The 26,117-nt window shown below is 62.3% G+C and carries 22 protein-coding genes; 8 read left to right on the forward strand and 14 right to left on the reverse strand.

What is annotated here, in order from left to right; translation table 11 throughout:
* Positions 1 to 16: 16 nt before the first annotated feature.
* From LB547_RS15370 to LB547_RS15400, 7 genes are all read right to left on the reverse strand, one after another.
* A complete protein-coding gene (locus LB547_RS15370; protein WP_140764071.1) occupies positions 17 to 1,393 on the reverse strand; it encodes an FGGY-family carbohydrate kinase in 1,377 nt (458 codons plus the stop codon).
* Positions 1,390 to 1,707, reverse strand: coding sequence for an L-rhamnose mutarotase (rhaM, locus tag LB547_RS15375; RefSeq protein WP_140496569.1), 318 nt, complete (start codon positions 1,705 to 1,707; stop codon positions 1,390 to 1,392). Before rhaM ends, LB547_RS15370 begins: the two co-directional genes overlap by 4 nt.
* Positions 1,707 to 2,702 carry an ABC transporter permease gene (locus tag LB547_RS15380; protein ID WP_140729588.1) on the reverse strand — a complete coding sequence of 332 codons (996 nt, stop codon included), beginning with the start codon at positions 2,700 to 2,702 and terminating at the stop codon, positions 1,707 to 1,709. Before LB547_RS15380 ends, rhaM begins: the two co-directional genes overlap by 1 nt.
* On the reverse strand, positions 2,699 to 3,676 hold the full coding sequence (locus tag LB547_RS15385) for an ABC transporter permease (protein WP_140564780.1): 978 nt from the start codon (positions 3,674 to 3,676) through the stop codon (positions 2,699 to 2,701). The genes LB547_RS15380 and LB547_RS15385 overlap by 4 nt, the downstream gene beginning before the upstream one ends.
* Positions 3,673 to 5,214 (reverse strand): sugar ABC transporter ATP-binding protein, encoded by a 1,542-nt coding sequence (locus tag LB547_RS15390; RefSeq protein ID WP_140764068.1) that lies wholly within the window; start codon positions 5,212 to 5,214, stop codon positions 3,673 to 3,675. The genes LB547_RS15385 and LB547_RS15390 overlap by 4 nt, the downstream gene beginning before the upstream one ends.
* 81 nt (positions 5,215 to 5,295) lie before the next feature.
* Positions 5,296 to 6,291: a rhamnose ABC transporter substrate-binding protein gene (gene rhaS, locus LB547_RS15395; RefSeq protein WP_140496561.1), complete on the reverse strand. Its 996-nt coding sequence runs from the start codon at positions 6,289 to 6,291 to the stop codon at positions 5,296 to 5,298.
* 56 nt (positions 6,292 to 6,347) lie between these two features.
* Positions 6,348 to 7,151: a DeoR/GlpR family DNA-binding transcription regulator gene (locus tag LB547_RS15400; protein ID WP_140496559.1), complete on the reverse strand. Its 804-nt coding sequence runs from the start codon at positions 7,149 to 7,151 to the stop codon at positions 6,348 to 6,350.
* A gap of 187 nt (positions 7,152 to 7,338) precedes the next feature.
* Between LB547_RS15400 and LB547_RS15405 the strand changes: the two genes are divergently transcribed.
* The 3 genes from LB547_RS15405 to ggt all read left to right on the forward strand — a co-directional run bounded on the left by LB547_RS15405 (position 7,339) and on the right by ggt (position 12,775).
* Positions 7,339 to 9,441, forward strand: coding sequence for a bifunctional rhamnulose-1-phosphate aldolase/short-chain dehydrogenase (locus LB547_RS15405; RefSeq protein WP_140764065.1), 2,103 nt, complete (start codon positions 7,339 to 7,341; stop codon positions 9,439 to 9,441).
* Between the two features lie 87 nt (positions 9,442 to 9,528).
* Positions 9,529 to 10,821 carry an L-rhamnose catabolism isomerase gene (rhaI, locus tag LB547_RS15410; protein ID WP_140557661.1) on the forward strand — a complete coding sequence of 431 codons (1,293 nt, stop codon included), beginning with the start codon at positions 9,529 to 9,531 and terminating at the stop codon, positions 10,819 to 10,821.
* A gap of 214 nt (positions 10,822 to 11,035) precedes the next feature.
* On the forward strand, positions 11,036 to 12,775 hold the full coding sequence (gene ggt / locus LB547_RS15415) for a gamma-glutamyltransferase (protein ID WP_140764062.1): 1,740 nt from the start codon (positions 11,036 to 11,038) through the stop codon (positions 12,773 to 12,775).
* Positions 12,776 to 12,890: 115 nt separating this feature from the next.
* Here ggt and LB547_RS15420 read toward each other — a convergent pair whose 3' ends face one another.
* The 7 genes from LB547_RS15420 to LB547_RS15450 all read right to left on the reverse strand — a co-directional run bounded on the left by LB547_RS15420 (position 12,891) and on the right by LB547_RS15450 (position 20,856).
* A complete protein-coding gene (locus LB547_RS15420) occupies positions 12,891 to 13,235 on the reverse strand; it encodes a hypothetical protein (protein WP_140496551.1) in 345 nt (114 codons plus the stop codon).
* 1,149 nt (positions 13,236 to 14,384) lie between these two features.
* Complete coding sequence (locus LB547_RS15425) at positions 14,385 to 15,125, reverse strand: ribonuclease activity regulator RraA (protein ID WP_140496549.1); 741 nt, start codon at positions 15,123 to 15,125, stop codon at positions 14,385 to 14,387.
* Between the two features lie 24 nt (positions 15,126 to 15,149).
* Positions 15,150 to 16,313 carry a mandelate racemase/muconate lactonizing enzyme family protein gene (locus LB547_RS15430; protein ID WP_140496547.1) on the reverse strand — a complete coding sequence of 388 codons (1,164 nt, stop codon included), beginning with the start codon at positions 16,311 to 16,313 and terminating at the stop codon, positions 15,150 to 15,152.
* A 31-nt stretch (positions 16,314 to 16,344) separates the two neighbouring features.
* Positions 16,345 to 17,442 carry an ABC transporter ATP-binding protein gene (locus LB547_RS15435; RefSeq protein ID WP_140496545.1) on the reverse strand — a complete coding sequence of 366 codons (1,098 nt, stop codon included), beginning with the start codon at positions 17,440 to 17,442 and terminating at the stop codon, positions 16,345 to 16,347.
* 10 nt (positions 17,443 to 17,452) lie between these two features.
* Positions 17,453 to 18,343, reverse strand: a complete 891-nt coding sequence (locus LB547_RS15440; RefSeq protein WP_140496543.1) for a carbohydrate ABC transporter permease — start codon at positions 18,341 to 18,343, stop codon at positions 17,453 to 17,455.
* Positions 18,340 to 19,299: a carbohydrate ABC transporter permease gene (locus LB547_RS15445; RefSeq protein WP_140738509.1), complete on the reverse strand. Its 960-nt coding sequence runs from the start codon at positions 19,297 to 19,299 to the stop codon at positions 18,340 to 18,342. The genes LB547_RS15440 and LB547_RS15445 overlap by 4 nt, the downstream gene beginning before the upstream one ends.
* 78 nt (positions 19,300 to 19,377) lie before the next feature.
* Entirely contained in the window at positions 19,378 to 20,856 is a 1,479-nt protein-coding gene (locus tag LB547_RS15450) for an ABC transporter substrate-binding protein (RefSeq protein WP_140764059.1), read from the reverse strand.
* Positions 20,857 to 21,070: 214 nt separating this feature from the next.
* Between LB547_RS15450 and LB547_RS15455 the strand changes: the two genes are divergently transcribed.
* The 5 genes from LB547_RS15455 (at position 21,071) to LB547_RS15475 (ending at position 26,064) form a co-directional block, all read left to right on the forward strand.
* Positions 21,071 to 21,781, forward strand: a complete 711-nt coding sequence (locus LB547_RS15455) for a GntR family transcriptional regulator (RefSeq protein WP_140524027.1) — start codon at positions 21,071 to 21,073, stop codon at positions 21,779 to 21,781.
* 52 nt (positions 21,782 to 21,833) lie between these two features.
* The gene (locus LB547_RS15460; protein WP_140764056.1) at positions 21,834 to 23,000 is read left to right on the forward strand and encodes a mandelate racemase/muconate lactonizing enzyme family protein; all 1,167 of its coding nucleotides are present in this window, start codon (positions 21,834 to 21,836) and stop codon (positions 22,998 to 23,000) included.
* A 64-nt stretch (positions 23,001 to 23,064) separates the two neighbouring features.
* Positions 23,065 to 24,426 (forward strand): mandelate racemase/muconate lactonizing enzyme family protein, encoded by a 1,362-nt coding sequence (locus LB547_RS15465; RefSeq protein WP_140557675.1) that lies wholly within the window; start codon positions 23,065 to 23,067, stop codon positions 24,424 to 24,426.
* A gap of 102 nt (positions 24,427 to 24,528) precedes the next feature.
* Positions 24,529 to 24,855: an NIPSNAP family protein gene (locus LB547_RS15470; protein ID WP_140496531.1), complete on the forward strand. Its 327-nt coding sequence runs from the start codon at positions 24,529 to 24,531 to the stop codon at positions 24,853 to 24,855.
* 9 nt (positions 24,856 to 24,864) lie between these two features.
* Positions 24,865 to 26,064, forward strand: coding sequence for a mandelate racemase/muconate lactonizing enzyme family protein (locus LB547_RS15475; RefSeq protein WP_140496529.1), 1,200 nt, complete (start codon positions 24,865 to 24,867; stop codon positions 26,062 to 26,064).
* Positions 26,065 to 26,117 lie beyond the last annotated feature (53 nt).

A 26,117-nucleotide genomic window follows, 5' to 3' on the forward strand; every position in this document is an offset into this window, starting at 1 on the left:
GCAAGCGGATCCGCAGTCAGCCCCGCCCTTCGACCGCCGCACGCCAGGTGCTTGCATAATCCGTCAAGGCGGGGTCGACCGGCGGTTCTTGTCTCAAGCCCTTGCCATGCGCCTCAGCCTTGTCCGATGCCAGCAACGCGGCGCCGATGCTGGTGCCGGTCGCGGCTTCGGAGGCGACGACGCTTCTGGCGGTCGCCGCCGCCAGCATGCCGACAAAGAGCCGGTTGCGGGCGAAAGGGCCTTCGACAATGGTCGGGCCGTCGGCGCCGATCAGATCGAGGCAGGTCGCCGTCATCAGCGCCAGATAGAAAGAGATGGCGGCAAAGCGCTGGCCGCTGTTCATGCCGTCAGCGTTGAGCCACGCCGCCGCATGATGCGGGAACGGTCCCGACCCCTGTTGTGTCGATGGCAGCAGCAGCGTCCTTTTTGCCAGCACGGCCCCGACGTCGTCTTCGGTCCAGTTCTCCGGCTGATCATCCGTCAGCACGGAAAATTCGCGGCCGCCCATGAAGCGCGCCGATGGCACGGGATCGCCCAGCGCGTTGACGTTGACCAGCGTATCACGCGCCGGGTCGAGCGCCACCGATCTGCCGCTGACCGACATCGACACCACCCAGGTGCCGGTCGAGACGACGCTGAAAGGCGGCGCGTCGGCGAGAAGATGCGGCAGCAGCGAGGCGTTGGAATCGTGCAGGCCGCAGAACACGGGCGTCTGCGGATCGAGCCCGATTCGCGCGGCAAGCGCCGGCAGGAGCGGGCCGAGCCGGTCCCTTGCCGGCCGCACCGGCGCCATCAACGCGCGCCAACCGAGGCGGTCGATCATCGCCGAGAAATCCGCTTTCCACGGGTTCCACAGATCGGTGTGGCAGCCGAGCGAGGTCACCTCGTTGGCGGCGATGCCGGTCAGCCGCAGCGCCCAATATTGCGGATACATCAACATCGCCGTTGTCCTGGCGAATTCCGCCGGAAAGCGCTTCTGCTGCCAGAAGAATTGCGCGCCGAGATTGAGGCCGAGCGGCAGCCGCGGCGTGCCGGTTTCAGCGAAGGGCGGACGGATCGGGTCATACTCGGCCGCGAGTTCCTCGGGGCCGTCGAATTCGTAGTCGAGCACGGGCAACACCAGCTCGCCGGAGGCCTCCACCAGAGCGCCCGTCGCGCCATGGGTGGTGATCGAAACGGCGTCGATGGTCTGTTCGCGGTTGAGATCGGCAAGACTGTTGAGGATGAAGGCCCACAGCGCCTCGACATCGTGATGCGGGTAGGGAGCTTGCCGCACCGGCGCGTTCGCCATTCGGCGCAGCGCGACCTCACTCAGAGTGGCGAGGTCGACCAGCGCCACCTTGGCGTTGGTCTTGCCGATGTCGATGACGGCGATGTGGCGCGGGGCACTCATGCCATGTGGAACATGGTTTCCAGGGGCACGGCCACCGGCTCATTGTCAGGCCTGGTCTCCATGAGGTCGGCCATGTCTGCCCACCAGCGCTGCATCACCGGATGCTTCGGCAGGTCGGCCATGCCATGGTCGTCCCGCCGCCACAGCACGCCGAACAGGATGTTGGTCTCCTCGTCGAGATGGATGGAATAGTCGGAAACCCCGGCCTGCTTCAACAGCGCGACCAGCGATGGCCATATCTCGTCGTGACGCTTCTTGTATTCCGCCTTCATGCCGGGCTTGAGCATCATCTTGAACGCGTATTTTTCGGCCATCAGCGTCCCCCGCGCAGCCGCCGCCAGACGATCGGCAGCGCGATGACGATGATCAGGAGCAGGCCGATGAAGATCGACATGACGATGCCGGGCACGTTGAGCAGGCCGAGCCCGAAGGTCACCAGCCCCATGATGAAGGCGGCGAGCACGACGCCGACAATGCTGCCTGCGCCGCCAAGGATGCTGACGCCGCCAAGCACCACCATGGTGATGACTTCCAGCTCATAGCCCTGCGCGATCGAGGGACGGGTCGAACCGAGCCGGGAGGTGATCAGCACAGAGGCGATGCCGGACATCAGCCCGGTCAGGCAGAACAGGATGAACTTGATGCGGCCGACACGCACGCCGGAAAACTGTGCCGCGACCGGATTGTTGCCGATGGCGAAGACGCGGCGGCCGAAACTCGTGCGGTGCAGCACGAACCAGTAGACGACGGCGGCGATGAGAAAGAGCACCAATTCGAACGACACCACCCACCGGACGTAACCCTGGCCGAAGAAGGCGAAGCTCTCGGGATAACCCTTGTAGGCCTGGTCGCCGAGGATGATGAAGGCGATGCCTCGAAACAGGCTCATCGTGCCGATGGTGACGACGATCGAGGGCAGGCCAAGCCTCGTGACCAGAAGGCCGTTGAAGGCCCCGCAGCCGAGCCCGACGACGGTGCCGATCGCCACCAGCACCGGCGTTCCGGCGCCGGCCTGCACCGCCATGCCCATCATGGTCGAGGCCAGCGCGATGATGGCGGCGACCGACAGGTCGATCTCGCCCGAAATGATCAGCAGCGCCATGGCGAAGGCGATCAGGCCCTTCTCGGTGAAGTTGAAGGTCAGGTCCGACAGCGAATAAGGGTCGAGGAAATAGGGCGAGGCGAAGCTGTTGATGGCGAAGATGGCGAGGGCCACCACGACCAGCAGCGCTTCCCAGGAAAAGATCGCCGAACGAAACGGCTTGTCGAGCCGGTCCGGAATGTGGCGCGGGGCAGGGACGTCGCTCATGCCGCCTCCATTTTTCTCAGGATGATGCGGCCCTGCTGGCGTTCGCCGCGCGCGTTGAGCACGACGGCGAGGATGATGGCGCTGCCCGAAATCGCCATCTGCCAGAAGGGCGAGATGTTGATGACCGGCAGCGCGTTGGAGATGATGCCCAGGAACAGCGCCCCCAACACCGCGCCCCCGACCGAACCGATGCCGCCGGCAATCGAGATGCCGCCGATGACGCAGGCGGCGATGATGTTGAGCTCATAGCCGTTGGCGACCTCGACCGAGGCGATCACGTATCGTGAGATCCAGAGATAGCCAGCGAGCCCGCCGATCATGCCGGAGATGCAGAAGACGATGAATTTCGTCCGCCCGACATCGATGCCGGCATAAACCGACGCCGTAGGATTGACGCCGATGGCATAGATCGAGCGGCCGAGCGCGGTGCGTGTCATCAGGATGAAGAACAGCGCGATGACCAGAATGGCGATCCAGGACAGCACCGGAATGCCGAGTAAGGCCGCGCGTTGGAAGCCGATGAACTCGGGGCTCATCTTGTCGGCATTGACCCAGGCGCCGCCGGAGATGACGAAGGTGGCGCCGCGATAGATGGTCAGCGTGCCCAATGTCACCACGATCGAGGGGATGTTCAGCCGCCACACCAGAAGGCCGTTGATGGCGCCGAGCACCAGGCCGACGACCAGCGCGATGACGATCAGCAGCGGGATCGGGATCGCCGGGTGGGCGGCGTTCAGCATCGCCACCACCATGCCGGTGAAACAGAGGTTCGACGCCATCGACAGATCGATCGAACGGGTCAGGATGACCACCATCTGCCCGAGCGCCAGGATCATCAGGATCGAGGTGTCGTTGAACACCTGGCGCAAATTGCCGGGGTCGGCGAAGGCGGGAAAACGCGTCGAGATCAGCCCGATCAGCACGACGATCGCCGCCAGCAACCAGATTTCGCGATATTTCAGCAAAGTTTTCATGCCGCGATCCCCGCCGCCGTCCGGACCAGCGTCTCGGCGTCCAGTCCGTTGTTGTCGTAGACGGCCGCGACAAGGCCCTCGCGCATGACGACGACGCGGTCGGACATGCCGAGGATTTCGGGCAGCTCCGACGACACCATGATAACCGACAGGCCTTGCGCCACCAGCTCGGCCATGAAGCCGTGCACGGCGGCCTTGGAGCCGATGTCGATGCCCTTGGTCGGCTCGTCCAGGATGATGACCTTGGGCGTGGTCGCCAGCCATTTGGCAATGACGATCTTCTGCTGGTTGCCGCCCGACAGCGTGCCGACATCCTGGCTGAGCGAGGAGGCCCTGAGGTCGAGCCGCTCGGTGTAGGAGCGGGCGAGCGAAAATTCCTCCGCCAGCCGCAGCACGCCGGATTTGGAGGTGCGTGCCAGCGACGGGAGAGAAACATTCTGGAAGATGGGCAGGCCGATCACCACGCCTTGCTTGCCGCGTTCCTCCGGCACGTAGACGATGCCGGCCTCGATCGAATCCGCCGCCGATTTCGGCACGATCGACTTGCCGTCCAGCGTGATCGTGCCGCCGGAGGTGCGAGTGATCCCTGAAATCGCCTGCATCACCTCGCTGCGGCCGGCGCCCACAAGACCGTAGAAGCCGAGAATCTCGCCCTTGTGCAGTTCGAAACCGATGTCGTTGAATTCGGTGGGGTGCGACAGGCCGGAGACCGACAGCACCTGCGCGCCGATCTCGGCCTTGCGCTGTGGAAAGATGTGATCGACCGCACGGCCCACCATCATGCGCACGATCTGGCTCTGGGCGGCATCCTTGATCAGCCCTTCGCCGACCATCTCGCCGTCGCGGAACACGGTGTAGCGGTCGGCGATGCGGTAGATCTCGTCGAACTTGTGGCTGATGAACAGGATCGCCTTGCCTTCGCTCTTGAGGAACTCGATCAGCAAAAAGAGCTCTTCGATCTCCTTCATCGAAAGGGCGGCCGTCGGTTCGTCCATGATGACGATCTGCGCGTCGATCGACATGGCCCGCGCCACGGCAACGAGATGCTTGTTGGCGATGCCGAGGTCCTTCAGCCTTGCATCGGCGTCGATATGGCCGGCATGCATGGTGTCGAGCACTTCGCGCGCATTTCTGCGCATGGTGCGCCAGTCGATGGTGCCAAAGCGGGTGCGCGGCGCATGGCCGAGAAAGATGTTTTCGGCGACCGTCAGATCGTCGAACAGCACGGTTTCCTGATGGATGGCGGTAACGCCATGGCCGAAGGCGGCGTGCGCGCTGGGCAGGGTGACGTCCTGCCCGTCTATGCTGATCGTGCCCGCATCGGGCTGGTAGATGCCGGTCATGATCTTGACCAGCGTCGACTTGCCGGCGCCGTTCTCGCCGATCAGCGCCGTCACCTGGCCCGGATAGAGCGAGAGGCTGACATTGTGCAGCGCGCGCACGCCGGGAAAGCTCTTCGAGATGCCGGACAGCGTCAGGCGCGGCGTGGAGGCCAGGGGCCCGTCCTTCACCGTGCCGTGTTGGGCTGTCATGTCCATGGTCGTATCAAGCCCTGAAACAAGGTGCGTTTGAAGTTGCGGCGGGGCGTGAACCCCGCCGCGTCAGCTTGAAGCTCCGGATCAGTAGATCTTGGAGAACTTCTCGATGTTGGTCTTGTCGAACTGGAAGGGCGGAGCCATCGCAGCCGAATTGGTGTCGTCGAGCGTGACCTTGCCGACGCGGCCGATCGACAGCGTCGCACCGGGCTTGGCCTCTTCCTTCTTCACCGCCAGATCATGGGCGAGGTAGACGGCGGAGTAACCGAGGTCGATCGGGTTCCAAAGAGCCACGGCCTGTGAAGCGCCGTTGTCGATGAACTTCTTGAACTCCGACGGCAGCGCGAGGCCAGTGACGTTGACCTTGCCGATCAGCTTCTCATCGGTGACGACCTGGGCAGCGGCGACGACGCCGACAGTGGTCGGCGCGATGATCGCCTTCAGGTTCGGATAGGACTTCAAGAGGCCCTTGGCTTCGTCGGTGCTCTTGGCCGAATCGTCATCGCCATAGACAGTGGCGACGAGCTTGATCTTCGGAAATTTCTCCGGCAGCACCTTCTTGGCCGCGTCGATCCAGGCGTTCTGGTTGGTCGCGGTCGAGGAGGCCGACAGGATGGCGACGTCGCCGCCCTCAGGCAAATAGTCGGCGGCGAGCTTGATGATGGTCTCGCCGATCAGGCCGGTATCGGACGGGTTCAGGTGAAGCTGGCGGCCTTCCTTGGCGACGCCCGAATCCCAGGAGATGACGGTGATGCCGCGCTCCATGGCCTTCTTCAGCACCGGCACCAGCGCGTCGGCGTCATTGGCCGAGATGGCGATGGCGTTGACCTTTTGCGCGATCAGTGAATTGACCACCTCGATTTGCGCTTCGGCGGTCGCCTTGGTCGGGCCGGTGTAGATGATGTCGACATCGCCCAGTTCCTTGGCCGCCTCTTCGGCGCCCTTGTTGGCGGCGTCGAAGAAGCCGTTGCCGAGCGACTTCACCACCAGCGCGATCTTGACGTTCTCGGCATAGGCGGCATTCACGACCATGGCGGCGGAAAAGGCCGCCGTAACCATCAGTTTCTTCAGAAAGCTCATCGAATATTCCTCCCTTGAGCGTTGCATTCCATCGCCGCTGCGGGCGTGAGGGTGTCTCAGGCTTGCAGCGAAGATTCTTCCTTTGCCGACTTGCGGGCGACGATCAGCGTTACCCCCGCTGTTTCGAGCATCTTTGCCTCGCGGTCCTCGATGCCGTCGTCGGTGATGACGGTGGCGATGCGCGACAGGCCGCACAGGATCAGGCTGGAGCGTTTGCGGAATTTCGAAGAATCGACCAGCACCACCAACTCGTCGGCCTGATCGATCAGCTTCTGTTCCGCCTGGATCAAGAGCGGATCGCCTTCCATCAGGCCGAGCGGCCCGAGCCCCTGGGCGCCCATGAACATGCGGCGCGCGTAGAAATTGCGCGTCACGTCATTGTCGAAGGGCGACAGGATGATGTTCTGCTCGCGGTAGATGGTGCCGCCGGACAGCATCACCGTGTTCTTGGAGTGCTTGAGCAGGCTTTCGGCGATCGGGAAGGAATTGGTGAAGATCGGCATGCGGCGGCCGGTCAGGAAATGCACCATCTGGAAGGTGGTGGTGCCGCCGTTGATGATGATCGGCTCGCCGTCCTTGCAGAGCTCCACCGCTTCCCGCGCTATCGCCCGCTTCTGCGCGGCATTGAGCGTCTCGTTGACGGAAAAAGGCCGGCCGGCAAGGCCGATGAACTGTGGCGGCGTGATCGCCTCGGCGCCGCCGCGGACCCGGCGCAGTCGCTTTTGCACGTGCAGGGCCGCGATATCGCGCCGGATCGTCGCCTCGGACGACTCCGTCAGGTCGACCATTTCCTGCACCGTCACCACAGGCTTTTCCTGGACGGCGGACAGAATGATCCTGTGGCGCTCTTTTTCGTGCATGGTTCCTCCCTGCATGGCCATCTGGCATTAGAAATCGCGCAGTGTCAATCATTTCCGATCATATAATTTCATTGTGCAGTGCAATATGATTGATGTTGATCGTTTGTGATTGACAAAGCCCCGCCTTGCGTAGACATTCCCGACGAAAAGAGGAGCGCACCGTCCGCGCTTCAAGGGAGGATTACCCATGCTCGACAAGCGCTCCGGCTCGCGCCTCGCCAATCTTTGGGATGATACGAAGGTAAGGGGGATGAGCGATCCCGAGCTTCTGGTCTATCGTTCGAACACGCTCGGCTCCGACAAGCGTGTCACCAATTACGGCGGCGGCAACACATCGTCGAAAATCCGGCAACAGGATCCGCTCACCGGACAGGACGTGGAAGTGCTGTGGGTGAAGGGCTCCGGCGGCGACAGCGCTTCGATCAAGCTTGATGGTTTTGCCACGCTCTACATGGACAAATTGCGAGCCCTCAAAGGCCTTTATCGCGGCGTCGAGCATGAAGACGAGATGGTGGGTTATCTGCCCCACTGCACCTTCAATCTCAATCCGCGCGCGGCCTCGATCGACACGCCGCTGCATGCCTACGTGCCGAAGCCCTATGTCGATCACATGCATCCCGACGCCATCATCGCCATCGCTGCCGCCAAAGATTCCAAGGCCCTGACGAAGGAAATCTTCGGCGACGCCATAGGCTGGCTGCCGTGGAAGCGGCCGGGCTTCGAACTTGGCCTGTGGCTGGAGAAATTCTGCCTCGACCATCCAGCCGCCAAGGGCGTCATCCTGGAAAGCCACGGCCTGTTCACATGGGGCGACAGCCCGAAGGAATGCTACGAAACGACGATCTCGGTGATCAACCAGGCGATCGAGTGGTTCGAGCGGCGTTCCGAGGGTGTCGCCATTTTCGGTGGCGAAGCGGTCAAGTCGCTCGACCCCGCCGAACGCCGCGCCATCGCCGCGAAGCTGATGCCGAGGATCCGCGGCCTGATCTCGGAAAAGAGCCATAAGCTCGGCCATTTCGACGATTCCGCCGCCGTGCTCGAATTCGTCAATTCCAGGGATCTGCGCCCGCTGGCGGCACTCGGCACCTCATGCCCGGACCATTTCCTGCGCACCAAGATCCGGCCGCTGGTCATCGAGTTCGATCCGGCCAAGCCCGATGTCGATGCCGTCATCGCGCGGCTGGCCGACGACATTGCCGAATACCGCGTAGGCTACCAGGCCTATTATGACAGCTGCAAGCATGCGGACTCGCCCGCCATCCGCGATCCCAATGCCGTGGTCTATCTGATGCCCGGCGTCGGCATGTTCACCTTCGCCGGCGACAAGGCCACGGCGCGCATTTCGGGGGAGTTCTACGTCAACGCCATCAACGTCATGCGCGGCGCCTCGACCGTCTCCTCCTATGTCGGCCTGCCTGCGCAGGAAGCCTTCGACATCGAATACTGGCTGCTCGAGGATCTGAAGCTGCAGCGCATGCCGAAGCCCAAGGCTCTTGCCGGCAAGATCGCGCTCGTCACTGGCGGCGCGGGCGGCATCGGCCGCGCGACGGCGAGCCGGCTGCTGCGCGAAGGCGCCTGCGTGGTGCTCGCCGACATCGACGAGACAGCACTTGCCAGCGCCAACGACGAACTGGCCAAGGCCTATGGCAAGGATTTTGTCCGCCCCGTGGTCATCAACGTCACGTCGGAGGATCAGGTCGTCGCCGGCTTTGCCGAAACGGCGGTCGAGTTCGGCGGCATTGATATTCTGGTCTCCAACGCCGGCCTCGCCTCCTCGGCGCCGATCGAGGGCACGACGCTGGCGCTGTGGAACAAGAACATGGACATCCTGTCGACGGGATATTTCCTGGTCTCGCGGGAAGCGTTCCGGCTGTTCAGGGTGCAGAAGATCGGCGGCAACGTCGTTTTCGTCGCCTCCAAGAACGGCCTTGCCGCCTCGCCGAACGCTGCCGCCTATTGCACCGCCAAGGCCGCCGAGATTCATCTCGCCCGCTGCTTGGCGCTTGAGGGCGCGGAGGCGCAGATCAGGGTCAACGTCGTCAATCCGGACGCCGTACTGCGCGGCTCCAAGATCTGGTCCGGCGAGTGGAAGGAACAGCGCGCCGCCGCCTACAAGATGTCGACCGACGACCTTGAGGAACATTACCGCTCGCGCTCGATGCTGAAGCGCTCGGTGTTTCCCGAGGACATCGCCGAAGCGATCTATTTCTTCGCCTCCGACATGTCGGCCAAGTCGACCGGCAACATCGTCAATGTCGACGCCGGCAACGCGCAAAGCTTTACGCGCTAGGCCTTCCTTCTCCCCGTTCACGGGGAGAAGGTGCCGGCAGGCGGATGAGGGGCAGCGCCAGCCGAACGAAATCTGGGAGGAACAGCAGTGTCCGAAACCATCATCTCGGCTGACGTCGTCGAAAAAAACAACGCCGCGCGCAAGGCCGACCTCGAGCGTGACTACGCCTCGCTCGGCGAACGGCTCGACCGTCGCGGCATCGCCATCGACGCGATCCGAGACAAGGTCGAGAAATTCGCGGTGGCGATCCCCTCCTGGGGTGTCGGTACCGGCGGCACGCGCTTTGCCCGTTTCCCCGGCGCCGGCGAACCGCGCGACATCTTCGACAAGATCGAGGATTGCGCCGTCATCAAGCAATTGACGCAGGCGACACCGACGGTGTCGCTGCACATTCCCTGGGACAAGGCCGACCCGAACCGGCTGAAGCAGGCGGCCTCGCGTTTCGGCCTCGGCTTCGACGCCATGAACTCCAATACATTCTCCGACGCCAGGGACCAAAAGCTGTCCTACAAATTCGGTTCGCTGTCGCATGCCGACGCCGGAACGCGCCGGCAAGCGGTCGAGCACAATCTCGAATGCATCGAGATCGGCAAGACGCTTGGGTCGAAGGCGCTGACGGTGTGGATCGGCGACGGCTCGAACTTCCCCGGCCAGGTCAACTTCGCCAAGGCGTTCGAGCGCTATCTCGATGCCATGAAAGAGGTCTATGTCGGGCTGCCCGCTGACTGGAAGCTGTTCACCGAACACAAGATATACGAGCCTGCCTTCTATTCCACCGTCGTGCAGGATTGGGGCACCAATTACATTATTGCCAAGGAACTCGGCGACAAGGCGTTCTGCCTGGTCGACCTCGGCCACCACGCGCCCAACGTCAACATCGAGATGATCGTGTCGCGGCTGATCCAGTTCAGGAAACTCGGCGGCTTCCACTTCAACGATTCGAAATATGGCGACGACGACCTCGATGCCGGTTCGATCGACCCCTACCGGCTGTTCCTCGTCTTCAACGAACTGGTCGACGCCGAACTGTCCGGCGCCGACGGCTTCGATCCGGCGCATATGCTCGACCAGAGCCACAACGTCACCGATCCGATCGAGAGCCTGATGCTGTCCGCGGTCGAGGTGCAGCGCGCCTACGCGCAGGCGCTGCTGGTCGACCGCAAGGCGCTTGAAGGTTTTCAGGACGGCAATGACGCGCTGATGGCAACGCAGACGCTAAAATCAGCCTACCGCACCGATGTCGAGCCGATCTTGGCCATGGCGCGGCTGAACACCGGCGGCGCCATCGATCCGGTCGCCGCTTACCGGGCGGCAGGCTACCGCGCCAAGGTCGCGGCGGAACGCCCGGCCGTTGCCGGCGGCAGCGGTGGCATTGTCTGAGGCCGAGCCCGCCCCTCGTCCGGTCGCTTCGCGGCCACCTTCTCCCCGCTGGGGAGAAGAGACTGGCGCGAGCGCTGACAGCCTCCTCTCCACTAGACTAGGGAAGAGGTCGGATGGCAATCCGGCTGGGGCTCTTTCTCGTGCCCCCTCAATTGTTAGTGGACTCGATCACCCGAACACGGTTTCCTAGGCGTCCCCCGCCAGGAGCCTCGCCATGCATATCACTCGCCGCACGCTGATCGCCGTCAGCCTCTCCTTCACAATCGCTTTCGCGCCATGGGCGGCCGCCTTCGCCGCCTCGCCAGCGCCTGCCAAAGGCGAGAACGGCATGGTTGTCACCGCGCAGCATCTGGCGTCGGAGGTGGGCGTCGAAGTCCTGAAGAAGGGCGGCAACGCCGTCGATGCGGCGGTCGCCGTTGGTTATGCGCTCGCCGTCGTCTATCCCAACGCCGGCAATATCGGCGGCGGCGGCTTCATGACTGTCCGCTTCAAGGACGGCAAGTCGACCTTCCTCGATTTCCGCGAACGTGCGCCGCTGGCCGCGACCAAGACCATGTATCTCGACAAGGACGGCAAACCGGTGAAAGGCGCCAGCCTCGACGGCTACCTCGCCGTCGGCGTGCCGGGCTCCGTCGCCGGTTTCGAGATGGCGCGCGAAAAATACGGCACCTTGTCCCGGCAGGACCTCATGGCGCCGGCCATTCGCTATGCCAAGGACGGGTTCATCCTCAATCAGGGTGACGCCGCCTCGTTTGCCGGAGGTGCCGACAGGCTGGCGAAGGATCCCGCTGCGGCGGCCATATTCCTGAAGCCGGATGGCAAGCCCTATGGCATCGGCGAGCGGCTGGTCCAGCCCGACCTCGCCGCGTCGCTCTCGGCGATTTCCGAAAAAGGCCCCGACGCCTTCTACAAGGGCGCCATCGCCGATGCCATCGTCAAGGCAAGCGGCGCCAAGGGCGGTATCCTGGCCAAGGGCGATTTCGAACAATATGCGGTGCGCGAGCTCAAGCCGGTGACCTGTTCCTATCGCGGCTACGAGATCATTTCCTCGCCGCCGCCAAGCTCCGGCGGCGTCATCATCTGCGAAATCCTCAACGTGCTGGAAGGCTACCCGCTGTCCTATCTCGGCGCCGGTTCGGCAGAGACCGTGCATGTCATGGTCGAAGCCATGCGCCACGCCTATGTCGACCGCAATTCGGCGCTCGGAGATCCCGATTTCGTCGACAATCCGGTCTCGAAGCTGCTGGACAAGGCCTACGCCAGGGATATCCGCGACAAGATCGATCCGTTCCGGGCCGGCGTCTCTCAGGACCTGATGCCGAAGGGGTTCGGCGAGAGCAAGGAGACGACGCATTATTCGATCATCGATAAGGACGGCAACGCGGTCGCAGTCACCTACACGCTCAACGGCTCGTTTGGCGCCGGCGTCGTCGCCGACGGAACCGGTATCCTGCTCAACAACGAGATGGACGATTTCACCCAGAAGCCCGGCGTGCCCAACCTCTACGGCCTAGTCCAGGGCGAGGCCAACGCCATCCAGCCGAAGAAGACGCCGCTGTCGTCGATGAGCCCGACCGTGGTGGCCAAGGACGGCAAGCCGTTCATGGTCATCGGCAGCCCCGGCGGTTCGCGCATCATCACCATTACACTGGAAACCATCGTCAACGTCATCGACCACGGCATGAACATCCAGGAGGCGATCGACGCGCCGCGCATCCATCATCAATGGCTGCCCGACACGGTCTATATCGAGCCGTTCGGACTGTCGCCGGACACTGAAAGGTTGCTGGCCGGCATGGGTTATCATGTCGATCTCAGCGACAAGACCTGGGGTCAGGCAGCGGGCATACTGGTCGGCGGCAAGAGCCTGGCGGAAATTGGGAAGGGTGGCGGCGCCCGCTACAATGGCGCTATCGACAGCCGCGCCGCTTCCGGCGAGGCGCTCGGCTATTGATGGGACTGGCGCACTCCGCAAGCGCGTGAACCCGCGTCCGCAATCGCATCGAAAACGAAAAGACAGGGCGGTCTGGGTTTCCGTGAAACGACCGCTTTAATTGACGATCAAGCCGTCACGAAATCAGCGTGACGGTGGATGCGATCAGCATCAGGGCCGCGATGCCGACGAACAGTGCGTAGATGCGCGGCCGGTCGAGCAGAAGCGCGTTTCCCGATATCCAGGCCGATGTGGCGCCGCCGAGCGCGAACAGGAAACCGTTGCGGTGGCCGAAGGTCATCGACGCGGCCATCAGCCCGCCTATGATCAGGGCGCCGAACACGATTATGACGGCGACCGCGTATCTCTCGAAGTCATTGCCGCTGCCCATCGCCGGACCGATCGCATTCAAATTCGGCAGGTCATCCGGATCGAAGGGGCTGGTCGACCCGTATTCGTCTTGACCGATGGATTCTCGCATCACTCGTTCTCCGCTGACCGGCAACAAACCATCAACACATGCCGAGCGCAACCCGATCGCGTGTTTCTCCCTACGTGTTGACCGCGATATCAAACCGTCCGGCAGGGCGCGCCATCCGTTTTGGCGGGTTCGGATCACCGCCGCAACGCCAGCGGTGTCTGCCCGAATGGCAACGGCCCGCCAACCTGCTTTTATATGGGCGTTTCTTCTGGAGAAAACATGATGGCGGAGTTGATTCGAGCTTCGACAGAAGCATTTTTACGCGACCGGAGCCGCGGCGCCAGGCGCGGCCGCGTAAAATTTTCAGCTCCGGGCGTCCGCTTGATGTTGAGCCAGGTGCGTTCCGCACTTGGGGCGAGCGTCATGCTGGCGCTCGCGGGCTCATGATGAACCAGCTCGACCAAAGCGGCCGGGCTGATCGCATGGACAAAGCTCGGCCGGGGATCGATTTTCGGCGACGGCCTGCGATATCCTAAGCTGGTATCAGGGCGGCGATACGATGGATGCTGATCTCCTTGCGTGCCTTGGACGCCTCGTTGGTCAGCCTCATGTAGAACCTCTGTACTGGACAGCCTCAATCCATAGTGCGAGCGCGGTGGCAGGCGACCGTCCCTTTACTTTCAAATCGCGGCCTCGATAGCCGCCGGCCGCGATCCATACCGTTTTTGAACGCTGATAGATTGTTACGCCTCGTGCATTCGCCCAAGCGCATGATTCCGCGAACTTTGGAGCCATTGCCGAGCCCGCTCCCGAGAATGCTGTCTCTATGTGACAAAGCTGCGTGGCCATATCAGGTCCCCTAATCTTGACGGTCCCGGCCGACGATCCCGGCCCCCGCCCAAAATCACCGAATGAATGATAGGACCGCTTCCGTTACGGTAATGTGTCGCCACCAGCGCGGTCAGGTATCTCCCGATGCAAAAGCCGCCAGCTTTCGGCAGGGACAGGTCTGGAGTGGCCAGGGATTAAACCTAGCTTAGGTCAACGAGCGGGCGGAGAGCCGGGATCGGCCGCCATTCAAACCTGATCAGGAGATCGGGCTGGAGACGATGGTGCGCAAGGCGCACCTGTTCGACGCACAGCGCGGCGCCAGGATAAATTAGGGGGAATGGCTGACGCGCGCTGGCGACTGTCAGTTCATCCCGTCTATCAAGGTTTGGCGTTGGCTTTCCGCCAAGCCTCGTACTCGTCGTTCGCGCTTGGGTGCAGTGGATAGTAGCGTTGCAACGGCGCGCCCCCCATGAGTTTCATTCGTGAGAATTCCTCCCAATCGTGATGCTTCTGGGATTCTTCGATGACCTTCGGGGCCATTGCGACGGGAAGCACCACCACCCCGTCGTCATCGGCGACGATGATGTCGCCGGGGATCACCGTGACACCGCCGCAGGCAATCGGAACGTTGACCGCATTGGGATAGATGCTGGTCTGCACATGATAATTTGGCGTCCAGCCGCGCAGCCAAAGAGGCAGGTCGAGCTTTTCGACATTGGGCCGGTCGCGCATGCACCCATCGATGACAATGCCCGCACCGCCTCTGCCCTTGAAATAGGTCGACATCATATCGCCGAAGACACCGGAGCTCATGTCGCCGCGCGCGTCGACGACGACCACGTCGCCCTCCTGCGCATGGTAGAGCACATGTCTGTGAAGTTGCGTCTCCGGATCGGCATATTCTCCCTCGGTGAAGAGGTCCGGTCTCTGCGGCATGAACTGCAATGTCAGTGCCGGCCCGACGATCGACTTCCCATGGTTCTGCGGCACCGGGCCGACCATGTGCGGATTGCGAAAGCCCATATGGCCAAGTGTGCCCGCGACCGTGGCGGCGCCGATCTCCCTTAGCGCGTCGATCAGGTCCTTGGGCGGCCGCGTGATATCGGGAGTATGCGTCATTTTCGGACTCCGGTTGAAATTGAATTACCAGTTGGTGACAGAGCCGTCGCGGCGCTTGAGATGTGGCGCTTCCCAGAAACGGAAACTCTGCGCCTGGACCGCCGCTTCATTGACCTCGACGCCGAGCCCCGGCAGGTCGCTGACCGGATAATCGGGCCCGTCGAGCCTTGGCTGTACGGGGAAAAAGTCGGAATTGTCGAAACCCAGCTTCCTTTCGGGGATCCTGGTTTCTAGCCACGCAAAGTTGGGCACCGCGGCGGCGAGATGCACGGTTGCGGCCGTGCACACCGGGCCAAGGGGATTGTGTGGCATCAGGTCCACATAGTGCGCCTCGCTCCAGCCAGCGACTTTCATCGCCTCGGTGAGCCCGCCGACATTGCAGACATCGAGCCGGTTGAACTGGTGGATGCCGCGCTCGATGTAAGGCAGGAACTGCCACTTGCTGGCAAATTCCTCGCCGATGGCAAAGGGGATGTCGGTCATCGTACGAAGGGACTCGTACGCCTCTGGTGTCTCGGCCCGTATCGGCTCCTCGAGGAAATCAAGCACGCCGCGGCCGAGCTTGCTGCAGAAGCTCGCCGCCTCGGCCACCGACAGCCGGTGATGATAATCGACGCCGAGCACCACCTCATCGCCCAGCGCCTCGCGCGCTTTGTTCAGCATGCTCGCCGTAGGGCCGATCGATTCACGCGGCTCGAAGACGTCCTTGCTGCTTTGTCCGATGGGGAAGAAGCGGATTGCCTGCCAGCCCTGCGCGCGCAGTTCGCGGGCGCGTTCGATCGCAACATCGCCCTCGGCCTCGTCTCCGGTCGAGGCGAAGGTGGGCACGCGGTCGCGCTGCTTGCCGCCAAGCAGCTCGTAGACGGGCACCCCCAGCGCCTTGCCTTTGATGTCATGAAGGGCGATGTCGATGGCGGAAATCGCCGCCTGCAGGACCCGGCCTCCTTCGAAGTACTGACTGCGGTAAACCTCCTGCCAGATCAGGCCGATCTGCATCGGGTCGCGGCCGATGAGAAACTCGCGATAGTGCTCGACCGCGCCCGCCACGGCTTTCTCGCGACCGCTCAAGCCGCTCTCGCCCCAGCCGAAGATACCCTGGTCGGTCTCGACCTTGACGAGCATCTGGTTGCGCGTTCCCACCCATACCGGGTAGGGCTTGATCGCGGTGATCTTCAGGTTCTTGGTCATACACGCCCGCGTTCCACGCGCATCCCCTGTCTCAATCGGCCTTGAGGGCCATTTCAGTTTCGCCGTCGAACAGATGCATCCGCTCCTGGTCGAACTCGAGCCAGATCCGCTCATCAGGTTTGACGGCGACGTTGGGCGACACGCTGATGTTGACGATGGCGCCCGACAGGAATGCTTGCACGAAGGTGACGTCTCCGGTCGGCTCCACCGTATAGGCCTTGGCCGGAATGGCGCCCGGGACCGCGCTTTTGTGCAGCTTGATCGTCGAGTGCCGCGCGCCGAGCACGACCTTCTTGGTGGTCGCTCCCTGGACCTTGCGCGCGTTGAGTTGCGACAGCTCAAGCGTCCAGCCTTCCGCGCTGGTCAGCGCGGTGCTGCCGTTTGCCGTCGAAGCCTCCAGCGGAATGAGACTCATCGCCGGGCTGCCGATAAAGCTGGCGACGAACATGTTGACCGGATGGGCAAAGACCTGCGCCGGTGAATCGTATTGCTGCAGATAGCCGCCATTCATCACCGCCATCTTGTCGGCCATGGTCACGGCTTCGAGCTGGTCGTGCGTCACGTAGATGATCGTTGCCTTGAGGTCCTGGTGGAAGCGCTTGATCTCGGATCGCATCTGCACGCGCAGTTTGGCGTCGAGGTTGGAGAGCGGCTCGTCCATGAGGAACACAGCGGGGTCGCGGACGAGGGCACGGCCAAGGGCGACGCGCTGCTGCTGCCCGCCCGAAAGTTCCCGCGGTTTGCGCTCGAGCAGGTGCGTCATGTCGAGAACGCGCGCCGCTTCCCTGACCTTCTTGTCGATCTCGTCCCTGGAGAGTTTGCGCATCTGCAGCGGGAACGCCAGGTTCTTGTAGACCGATTTCTGCGGGTACAGCGCGTAGTTCTGGAACACCATTGCGATGTCCCGGTCCTTGGGGTCGAGATCATTGACCACCCGGTCTCCGATGACGATGTCGCCCGATGTGATCGAGGTCAGCCCCGCGACGAGATTGAGCGTGGTTGTCTTGCCGCAGCCTGAAGGGCCGACCAGCGCAACGAATTCGCCGTCATTGACCGTCAGCGAAACATCGTTGACAGCTTTGAAGCCGCCATAGGTCTTGACGAGATCTTTGAGGACCACGTGGGCCATCGGCAACTCCCTAATGCTTGACCGCGCCTTCTGTAAGGGCGCGTACGAAGTATCGTTGCAGGACGAGGAACAGCACCACGACGGGCACGCTCATCATGAAGCTGGCCGCCATCAGGCCCGGAAAGTCCGTCGTGTTTTCCGAGAAGAAGCGCTGGATGCCGACCGGCAGCGTCAATTGCTCGTTCTTGGAAAGGAAGGTGTAGGCGTAGATGTATTCGTTCCACGCGCCGATGAAGGAATAGATCGCGGTGGCGATGATCCCAGGCGTCGAGAGCGGCATCACGATCAGGATGAAGGCCTGGAACCGCGTTGCGCCGTCGATGCGCGCCGCCTGCTCGAGTTGCACCGGGATGTTGTCGTAGAAGCCCTTGAGCAGCCAGATCGCCAGCGGCAGCCCGAAGGTCAGATAGGTGAGAATGAGCGAGCCGTGCGTGTTCACCAGGCCGATCGCGCGCATCAGGATGAAGAGCGGCACGAGAAAGATCACTGCCGGGAACATGTTGCGCAGCAAAACGGCGAAGAACAGGAAGTTCCGTCCGGGGAAACTGAAGCGCGAAAAAGCGTAGGCCGCGGGGACAGCCACGATCACGGAAAGGATTGTCGTGACGGTCGACACGAACAGGCTGTTCCAGAAGAAGCGGAGGAAGTCCTGGCCGACGCTGTTCTGCGGATCGAGCAATTTCTGATAGCTGGCGAGGGTCGGCTCGTCCGGCCACCATTGCGGCGGGAATTGCGTCGCCGCGAACCCCGATTTGATCGAGGTGATCAGCATCCAGATCATCGGCAACGCCGTATAAAGCAGCATGAAAACGAGGAAGATGCGCCCGGCCCACCGCCACCCGTCGACGCGCATACGGCGACGGGTCTGGCCTCGGGAGACCGTCTCGGCAATCGCGCTCATGCACCGCCCTCCTTCCGCTCGTTGCCGCTCAGCGCACGGACATAGAAGTAGCCCAGCGTCATCAGGATGATGAACAGGAGCACCGAATAGGCCGATGCCACGCCCCAGCGCTGCCGGCCGAAGGCGAGTTCGTAAATATGGGTGATCCAGATATGCGACGCGTTCGACGGCCCGCCGCCGGTCATGATCCAGGGGATGATGAAGGAATTGAAGTTGGCCACTGCCAGCAGCAGGATCGTCACCACCGAGACGTTTCGAAGGTGCGGGAAGGTGACGTGCCAGAAGCGCTGCCAGGCATTGGCTCCGTCAACTTTCGCGGCGAGCAGCAATTGCTCGGGGACTGTCTGCAGGCCCGCCATCATCATGATCATAGCGAACGGAAACTCGCGCCAGATGTTGACGACGATCAGGGAGGGGAGAACCGTGCTGACATTGTCGATGAAATTCGGCGGTCGGTCGGCCAATCCGAGGCCGACCAGCACTGCGCCGATGATGCCGAAATCCGAATGGTAGATCCACTTCCAGATATAGGAGGCGGCGACCGCGCTGATGACCCAGGGAATGATCAGGATAGCGCGCAGCACACCGCGTCCGATAAAGTCGCGGTGGAGCGCCAGCGCAGTGGCAAACCCCAGGACAAAGGAGATGAAGGTGGACCCGAATGTCCAGACCAGCGTGTTCCAGGTGACTTTCCAGAACACCTCGCTGGTGAGGATGGCCGTGTAGTTGTCGAAGCCGATAAAGGTCTTGTCACGGAGCTGCAGGCCGGGCGGCGTCTTATAGAACGACAGCTCGATCGTGTAGTAGATCGGATAGGCGATGACGATGAGCATCACGGCGATCGCGGGCAGCACGTACGCGTAGTCGGCGCGATGCTCCCAGATATCCCGCAGCGCACCGGACCTGCCGGGTTGCAATTTTCGGCGCGCCTCGGCCTTGCCGGTCACGATCGTCACGATGGTATGCCCTTGTTTCTTCGGAACGAACCGGCTGCGCTGTCAGCGCAGCCGGTCAGGTCGTGGGTCAGGCGCAGGCTAGAGCCCGCCCATCAGGTCTTTCACCTTCTGGGCCGCGTCGTCCGCCGCCTGGTCGACGGTCATCGCTCCGGTCAGGGCATTCTGCAGCATGTCCGGGACGATGATGTTCATGATCTCCGGGGCCTGCGGCAGCGCTGGGAACGGGATGCCGTATGGCAGCATCGAGGTCGTGACATCGAGGAATTTGATGTTGTCCAGACGTTCCTTCATCCATTTGGTCTTGAAGCCGTTCAGGTTGCCGGGATTCGATCCGGCATAGGCCATCTTCAGCGACCATTCAGGGCTCGTCCACATGCAGATGATAGCCTTCGCCGCCGGCTCGTCTACCTTGCCGCCTTCGACATATTCGGGCTTCAGGATGTGGATGTTCGAGCCGCCGAACACGACCGCGCGCTTGCCGTCGGGCCCGGCCGGGATCAGGCCGTAGCGCATGTTGTCTATGACGGTCTGCGCCTTGTCCTTGTCGGTGCCCGTCGCCTTCTTCTGCAGGTCGAGCATGACATTGTAGTCGGAAGGATGCGAGATCATCATGCCGAGTTGGCCGGCGACGAACAGGGGCTGGTTATCGGCCTGCTGGTTGGTGAGTGCCGAAACCGGAACCGACTTGTCGCGAACATACATGTCGTAGGAAGCCTGCAGCGCCGCCTTGCTCTGCGGGCTGTTCAGCTCGACCTGCTCATAGGTCGGGTTTGCCGCCGCTTCGTCGAAGACGCCGCCACCATAGGCCCATAGCTGCGGCATGAAGCGATACGGCGTATTGCCGGCATTCTTGCGAGCCACGAGGCCATACCCGGCAATGCCGAGCTTGTCGTGGATCTGCTTGGAATACTTGATGACGTCGTCCCAGGTTGCCGGTGGCTTGTCCGGATCGAGGCCGGCGCGTTTGAAGATGTCGGCGTTCCAGATGAACGCCATCGTTTCGTTGTTGGTTGGAATGCCGTAGGTCACCCCGTCCCAGGTCACGGCCTTCATGGCGCCGGGCCAGAAGTCCTCGGTCGAATAGCCCACATCCTCGGGCTTCAGCGGCTGCAGATAGCCTTTTGAAGCGAATTCGGTACCACCCAGGATTTGCAAGCGGACCGCCATCGGCGCGGCATTGCCGAGGAGCGCGGTGCGGAACTTGTCGAGAAGATCGTTATAGGTGAGGGCTTGTTCCTCGAGCTGGATGTTTGGATAGGTCTTGCGGAAGGTTTCGAAGAATTCCTTGTAGTACTGGCGCAGGAGGTCGGGGTCGCCCTCGAACACGCCCTGATACCAGAAGGTCAGTCGCCCCTTGTAGTCCAGCGGGGTGACCTTGGCACAATCGGCCGCCGTGTCGAAATCCTGTGTTCCCGCAATGGCGCGGACATATTCCGGCGACCACTTGCTGAGGTCGACCGGCGGCGCGCCCAGCGCCGATGTGGACATCAGCGATGCCGCCAAAACGCTGACGACAGTGCCGCGCAGGACCGCACTGCCGAGTATAATCCTCGTCATAGGTATCCTCCCTGGTTCTCCCATGCCGCTTTGCGGCGAGGCAAAGCGGTCTTGCTCGTTTGATCGCAGGACGTCTTTGTATCTGTGTACCCGTTCGGGAGCCTTGTACGTTTTCAGATCATGAATTGCCTGTCAACGCGTTAGATCGTACATTGTTTATCGAAACTTTGCGTGTTAATCGGAAAGGGTGTGTATTAATCCAGGGGAGCCGGCCTTGGCCGAACCAAACGATTTCAAAGCCAAGCCACCGGTGGGGATTGACCCCATAGGGGCGTCCAGCGAAGGCGCCTCGCTTTATGAGCTGATCAGGGAAGACATCATCGAGGGACGGCTTGCCGCCAACGAACGGCTCGTGGTCACTGATCTCGCCCGGCGCCACGGCACCTCGACCAACCCCGTGCGCGAAGCCTTGCAGCTGTTGCGCGGCGAAGGCTTTGTCACCTTTCTCCCCAACCGCGGGGCGCGCGTCCGGCCTATCGATCAGGAGTTTGTCCGCGACATTTATGAGATCGGCGTTCTGATCGAGCCGGCTCTGACGCGATGGTTTGTGAATATGGCCACCGGCGAGGACATCGCCGAACTCCAACGTCTCCAGGACCTGATTGAAGAGAACAACTTCGCCGATACGTTCAGGCACAGCGAGCTGGATACCGCCTTCCACACCGTGATGTACCAGCGGCATTACAACCGCCATGCCGCCGAGCTTTGGTGGAAGCATCGTGAAGTGCTGCGAGCCGTGAGCCGGCGTTTCAATTTCACGCTTGCCCGGCGTGCCGCGATCATTCGCGAGCACCGCGAGCTCATCGCGCTGGTAAAGGCGGGAGATGCCGACAAGGCGGCCGAACTCGTTGCTCGCCATGTCGAGGGCTCCGGCCGGCACATCCTCGAACATATGCGTGCGCGCAACGCCGCTCGGGCCGGATAGAATGCCCGTTCCAGAACATCGCTAGCCCGACGATCAGACAGAGGTAGCTGACATGAAAATTACGAGCATTCGGCCGTGGCTGATCAAGTCCGATGCGTCCTATTGGGGAGAGTACCTGTTCGTCGAAGTGACGACCGACGAGGGGGTGAGCGGCTGGGGAGAGATCACGACCACCACCAAGCTCGCCAACCGCGCGCTCTGCACGATCCTGCGGCAGATCGGCGCCGCCGTGACCGGCGAGGACCCGGCCCGGATCGAGCACCTCTGGCACAAGATTTTCCGCAGCTTCACCTATATGGGCAGCCGCGGCGCCGCGGTCGAATGCGTGAGCGCCATCGACATAGCTCTCTGGGACATCCGGGGCAAAGTTTTGGGCAAGCCCATCTACGAGCTGCTGGGCGGGCCGGTGCGCGATGAAATCGCGCTCTACACCCATCCCAACCAGTCCAAATTTACCAGCAAGGAGGCGGTGGTCCGCGAAATTCGGGACATCGTCGAGTCCGGACACACCGCGCTCAAGTTTGATCCTTTCCCGCATCAGCGACGTGGCGCCGATGGCGTGTCGCGCGAACAGCGGGACGGCTACCTCGATGGCAGCATGACCCGCAAGGACGAGCGCGAAGCGGCCGAACTCACGGCTCTGATCCGCGAAACGGCGGGCCCTGATGTCGATATCCTCATCGATGCGCACGGCCGTTTCGACGTTCCGACCGCCATTCGCCTCTGCCGAAGCCTCGAGGAAGCCGGCCAGATCGACTGGTTCGAGGAGCCTTGCCCGCCCGAGAGCCTCAATGCCCTCAAGCAGGTGCGTGAGAAGGTCAGCGCCGCCATCTCGTGGGGCGAACGCGGCCATACCAAGTGGGACTTCGTGCCGGTGCTCGAAAACAAGCTCGCTGACTACATTATGCCTGACGTCACCTGGACCGGCGGCATTACCGAACTCAAGAAGATCTCTGCCCTGTGCGAAGCCTACTACGTCCCGGTCTCGCCGCATGACGCCGCGGGGCCGATCAACGTGGTGGCAGGGGCGCAGGTGATGATGACAGTTCCTAACTTCTACAAGCTCGAGACGTCGGAGTGGAACCTGGGTAAATACGATCATCTCATCGACACACCGCTCGACGTTTCGAACGGCAGCCTCAAACTGACGTCGAGGCCCGGTCTCGGCATCGAGATGGACCGCGAGTACCTGCAAGCCCACGAGATTGAGCTGGGCTGACGCATGTCGCATGTCGGGGCTGCATGCCGCCGAAAAGCCCGCCTACCAAAAACGAGGATAAGTGATGCCCAAGACCGGTGGAGCCGACGAAGCCCTTGATCGGGTGAACATGAACTCCAAGCCGTCCGATCTTCGCATCACTGACATGCGGGTGGCTGAAATCGTCGGCGCACCGTTCACAACGGCGCTGCTCAAGATCTACACCAACCAGGGCATCGTCGGGCTTGGCGAGGTGCGCGACGGGGCCAGCGCCACCTACGCGCTGATGCTGAAGAGCCGGTTGCTTGGCGAGAATCCCTGCAACATCGATCGCCTGTTTCGCCGGATCAAGCAGTTCGGCGGGCACGGCCGGCAAGGCGGCGGCGTCTCGGCGGTCGAAATCGCGCTATGGGATCTCGCCGGCAAGGCCTATGGCGTTCCGATCTACCAGATGCTCGGCGGCCGGTTTCGGGAGAAGGTGCGCCTCTATTGCGATACCGATGCAACCGTGCCGAGCGGCACAGAGACCGGCAAACGTCTCAAGCAGCGCATGGAGCTCGGCTTCACCTTCCTCAAGATGGATCTGGGGCTGATGCAGATCGCGGATGTGCCCGGCGCGGTCGTGTCTCCTGCCGGCTCACTCGAAGGCTATCGCGTTCATCCCGCCCGCGGCCCGCTCAAGACCGTTGATGAGCGGCGCGCCCGCAACGCGGCCTACGACCTGCATAATGTCGCCCACCCGTTTACCGGCCTCCATTTTTCCGACAAGGGCCTCGACCTGCTCGAGCAGTACATTGCCGAGGTTCGCGAGGTCATCGGCATGGAGATCCCGCTCGCTATCGACCACGTCGGCCACATCTCACTCCAGAACGGCATTCGGCTCGCCAGGCGAATTGAAAAATACGTGCCGGCCTGGCTCGAGGATGTAATCCCCTGGCAGTACACCGAGCAGTACCGGCAGTTGCAGGACGCCACCACGGTGCCCATCTGCACCGGCGAGGACATTTACCTCAAGGAGGGGTTCGAACCGCTGCTCAAGAGCGGTGGCCTCTCCATTATCCACCCGGACCTGCTCACCAGCGGGGGCATCCTGGAGACCAAGAAGATCGGCGACATGGCGCAGGATCACGGCGTCGCCATGGCCATCCACATGGCCGAAAGTCCAATCGCCGCGATGGCCGCGGCCCATGTCGCGACCGCGACCGAGAATTTCATGGCGCTCGAATACCACTCCGCCGATGTCGACTGGTGGGACGATATCGTCACCGGCCTTCCCAAGCCGCTCGTGCAGGACGGGTTCATCACTGTTCCGGACAAGCCGGGTCTGGGGATCGACGACGTCGTAGACGAGGTGATCTCGCAGCATCTGCAGCCGGGTGTCGTCGGCATCTGGCAATCCACCGAGCATTGGGACAATGAATATAGCTGGGACCGGACCTGGAGTTAGCCCAGACGCCCAGCCCTCATTCCTCAAGCTCACAGGGCTAACGACCGACCATTTGTGTCGACCTCTCCGTGGGGAGAGGCGAAGAAAGAAACGGACGAAACCATGATCTACGAACTGCGTATCTATGACTGCCTGCCGGGCAGGCTGCCGGCTTTGCTCAAGCGCTTTTCCGACCAGACGCTGGCCATCTGGGAGAGGCATGGCATCCGCCAAGCCGGGTTTTTCACCACGGCGATCGGCGAAAACAGCAATCGCCTTACCTATTTCCTCGCCTGGGAATCGCTGGCCGAGCGTGAGGCGAAATGGGCGGCTTTCGTCACCGATCCGGCATGGCACAGGGCCCGGGACGAGTCTGAGCGTGACGGGCAGATCGTTGCCAATATCGCCAGCCAGCTGCTCACACCGACAGCTTTCTCGTCTGTGAAATAGGACTGTGCCATGAAGATCACCGACCTGCGCTGCGCCGTCATCGGGCGGCATCCCATCGTTCGCGTCGTCACTGACGAGGGCCTCCATGGCCTTGGCGAGGTCGAGTTCACAAAGACCTATCTCAAGCCCTTTGTGCTGCATTTCCGCGAGGCGCTGATCGGCGAGGATCCGACCGACGTCGAGCGGGTGATGCTGAAGATCCGCCAGCGAGGTTCGTTCAAGCCCTATGGCGCCGCCGTCTCCGCGATCGAGCATGCGCTGTGGGACATTGCCGGCAAGGCCGCTGGCGTGCCGGCCTACAAACTGCTCGGCGGCAAGGTGCGCGACAAGGTGCGCGTCTATAACGGCTCGATCCGCCGGAAACGCGCGGGCGACCGGCCGGAGGATTATGCGGCCGACGTCAAATGGATGATGGAGCAGCCGCAGAACTTCTTCATGGTCAAGCAAGGAATCTCGTTCCACTCGAACATGAAGGACAGCATCGAGGACTTCCATTATGGCGTGACGCAGAAGAAGGCCGGCTATCACGGTGCCATGGATCAGGGCGTGATCAGCGAGCGCGGTTTCAACCACATGCTCGACTGCGTGATCGCCATGAAGGAAGTGCTGGGCGACAAGGTCAGCCTGGCGCTCGACTGCGGCCCGGGCTGGATGCTGCCCGATGCGATCAAGTTCGCTCGCGCGGTGGAGAAGTACAATTTGATGTGGCTCGAGGACATGCTGACCGGCGACTATGTGCCGTGGGTCAATCCGCAGGCCTATCGGGAGCTGACCACCTCCACCTCGACGCCGATCCATACCGGCGAGCAGATTTACCTGCGGCACAATTTCAAGGAGCTGATCGAGACGCAGGCGGTGCGCGTCATCGGCCCAGATCCTGCCGATATCGGCGGCATTGCCGAGCTCAAATGGGTCGCCGAGCATGCCTACATGCACTCGATCCTGATGGCGCCGCACGGCACCGCGAACGGCCTGCTGGGCCTCGGCGCCCTGATCAACGTTTGCGCCACCTTGCCCGCCAACTACATCGCCTTCGAATATCCCAGCGCCTCCGACCCCTGGTGGGAGGATCTCGTGATCGGCCTGCCGTCGCAGATCGTGAAGGACAGCATGGTGGACCTGCTGGAAGCGCCGGGCCTGGGCCTCGATATCGACGCCGAAGCAGCCAGGAAGTATCTCAGGGAAGAGGATACGGGCTTCTTTGATTGAGCCCCTCTTCTTTCGCCACCGGAACCACGCCGACCGCGCCGCTACATTCTCGT

The organism is Mesorhizobium sp. B264B1B (assembly GCF_020165765.1).
In the GTDB taxonomy this organism is placed as follows: domain Bacteria; phylum Pseudomonadota; class Alphaproteobacteria; order Rhizobiales; family Rhizobiaceae; genus Mesorhizobium.

What these genes read in the sequence shown, in the direction of transcription:
- ggt (WP_140764062.1), top strand. Translation starts at nt 11,036, where the DNA reads ATGCATATCACTCGCCGCACGCTGATCGCCGTCAGCCTCTCCTTCACA.
- rhaM (WP_140496569.1), bottom strand. Translation starts at nt 1,707, where the DNA reads ATGGCCGAAAAATACGCGTTCAAGATGATGCTCAAGCCCGGCATGAAG.
- LB547_RS15440 (WP_140496543.1), bottom strand. Translation starts at nt 18,343, where the DNA reads ATGAGCGCGATTGCCGAGACGGTCTCCCGAGGCCAGACCCGTCGCCGT.
- LB547_RS15470 (WP_140496531.1), top strand. Translation starts at nt 24,529, where the DNA reads ATGATCTACGAACTGCGTATCTATGACTGCCTGCCGGGCAGGCTGCCG.
- LB547_RS15465 (WP_140557675.1), top strand. Translation starts at nt 23,065, where the DNA reads ATGCCCAAGACCGGTGGAGCCGACGAAGCCCTTGATCGGGTGAACATG.
- LB547_RS15460 (WP_140764056.1), top strand. Translation starts at nt 21,834, where the DNA reads ATGAAAATTACGAGCATTCGGCCGTGGCTGATCAAGTCCGATGCGTCC.
- LB547_RS15385 (WP_140564780.1), bottom strand. Translation starts at nt 3,676, where the DNA reads ATGAAAACTTTGCTGAAATATCGCGAAATCTGGTTGCTGGCGGCGATC.
- LB547_RS15370 (WP_140764071.1), bottom strand. Translation starts at nt 1,393, where the DNA reads ATGAGTGCCCCGCGCCACATCGCCGTCATCGACATCGGCAAGACCAAC.
- LB547_RS15405 (WP_140764065.1), top strand. Translation starts at nt 7,339, where the DNA reads ATGCTCGACAAGCGCTCCGGCTCGCGCCTCGCCAATCTTTGGGATGAT.
- rhaS (WP_140496561.1), bottom strand. Translation starts at nt 6,291, where the DNA reads ATGAGCTTTCTGAAGAAACTGATGGTTACGGCGGCCTTTTCCGCCGCC.
- LB547_RS15430 (WP_140496547.1), bottom strand. Translation starts at nt 16,313, where the DNA reads ATGACCAAGAACCTGAAGATCACCGCGATCAAGCCCTACCCGGTATGG.
- LB547_RS15390 (WP_140764068.1), bottom strand. Translation starts at nt 5,214, where the DNA reads ATGGACATGACAGCCCAACACGGCACGGTGAAGGACGGGCCCCTGGCC.
- LB547_RS15400 (WP_140496559.1), bottom strand. Translation starts at nt 7,151, where the DNA reads ATGCACGAAAAAGAGCGCCACAGGATCATTCTGTCCGCCGTCCAGGAA.
- LB547_RS15420 (WP_140496551.1), bottom strand. Translation starts at nt 13,235, where the DNA reads ATGCGAGAATCCATCGGTCAAGACGAATACGGGTCGACCAGCCCCTTC.
- LB547_RS15425 (WP_140496549.1), bottom strand. Translation starts at nt 15,125, where the DNA reads ATGACGCATACTCCCGATATCACGCGGCCGCCCAAGGACCTGATCGAC.
- LB547_RS15380 (WP_140729588.1), bottom strand. Translation starts at nt 2,702, where the DNA reads ATGAGCGACGTCCCTGCCCCGCGCCACATTCCGGACCGGCTCGACAAG.
- LB547_RS15435 (WP_140496545.1), bottom strand. Translation starts at nt 17,442, where the DNA reads ATGGCCCACGTGGTCCTCAAAGATCTCGTCAAGACCTATGGCGGCTTC.
- LB547_RS15475 (WP_140496529.1), top strand. Translation starts at nt 24,865, where the DNA reads ATGAAGATCACCGACCTGCGCTGCGCCGTCATCGGGCGGCATCCCATC.
- LB547_RS15450 (WP_140764059.1), bottom strand. Translation starts at nt 20,856, where the DNA reads ATGACGAGGATTATACTCGGCAGTGCGGTCCTGCGCGGCACTGTCGTC.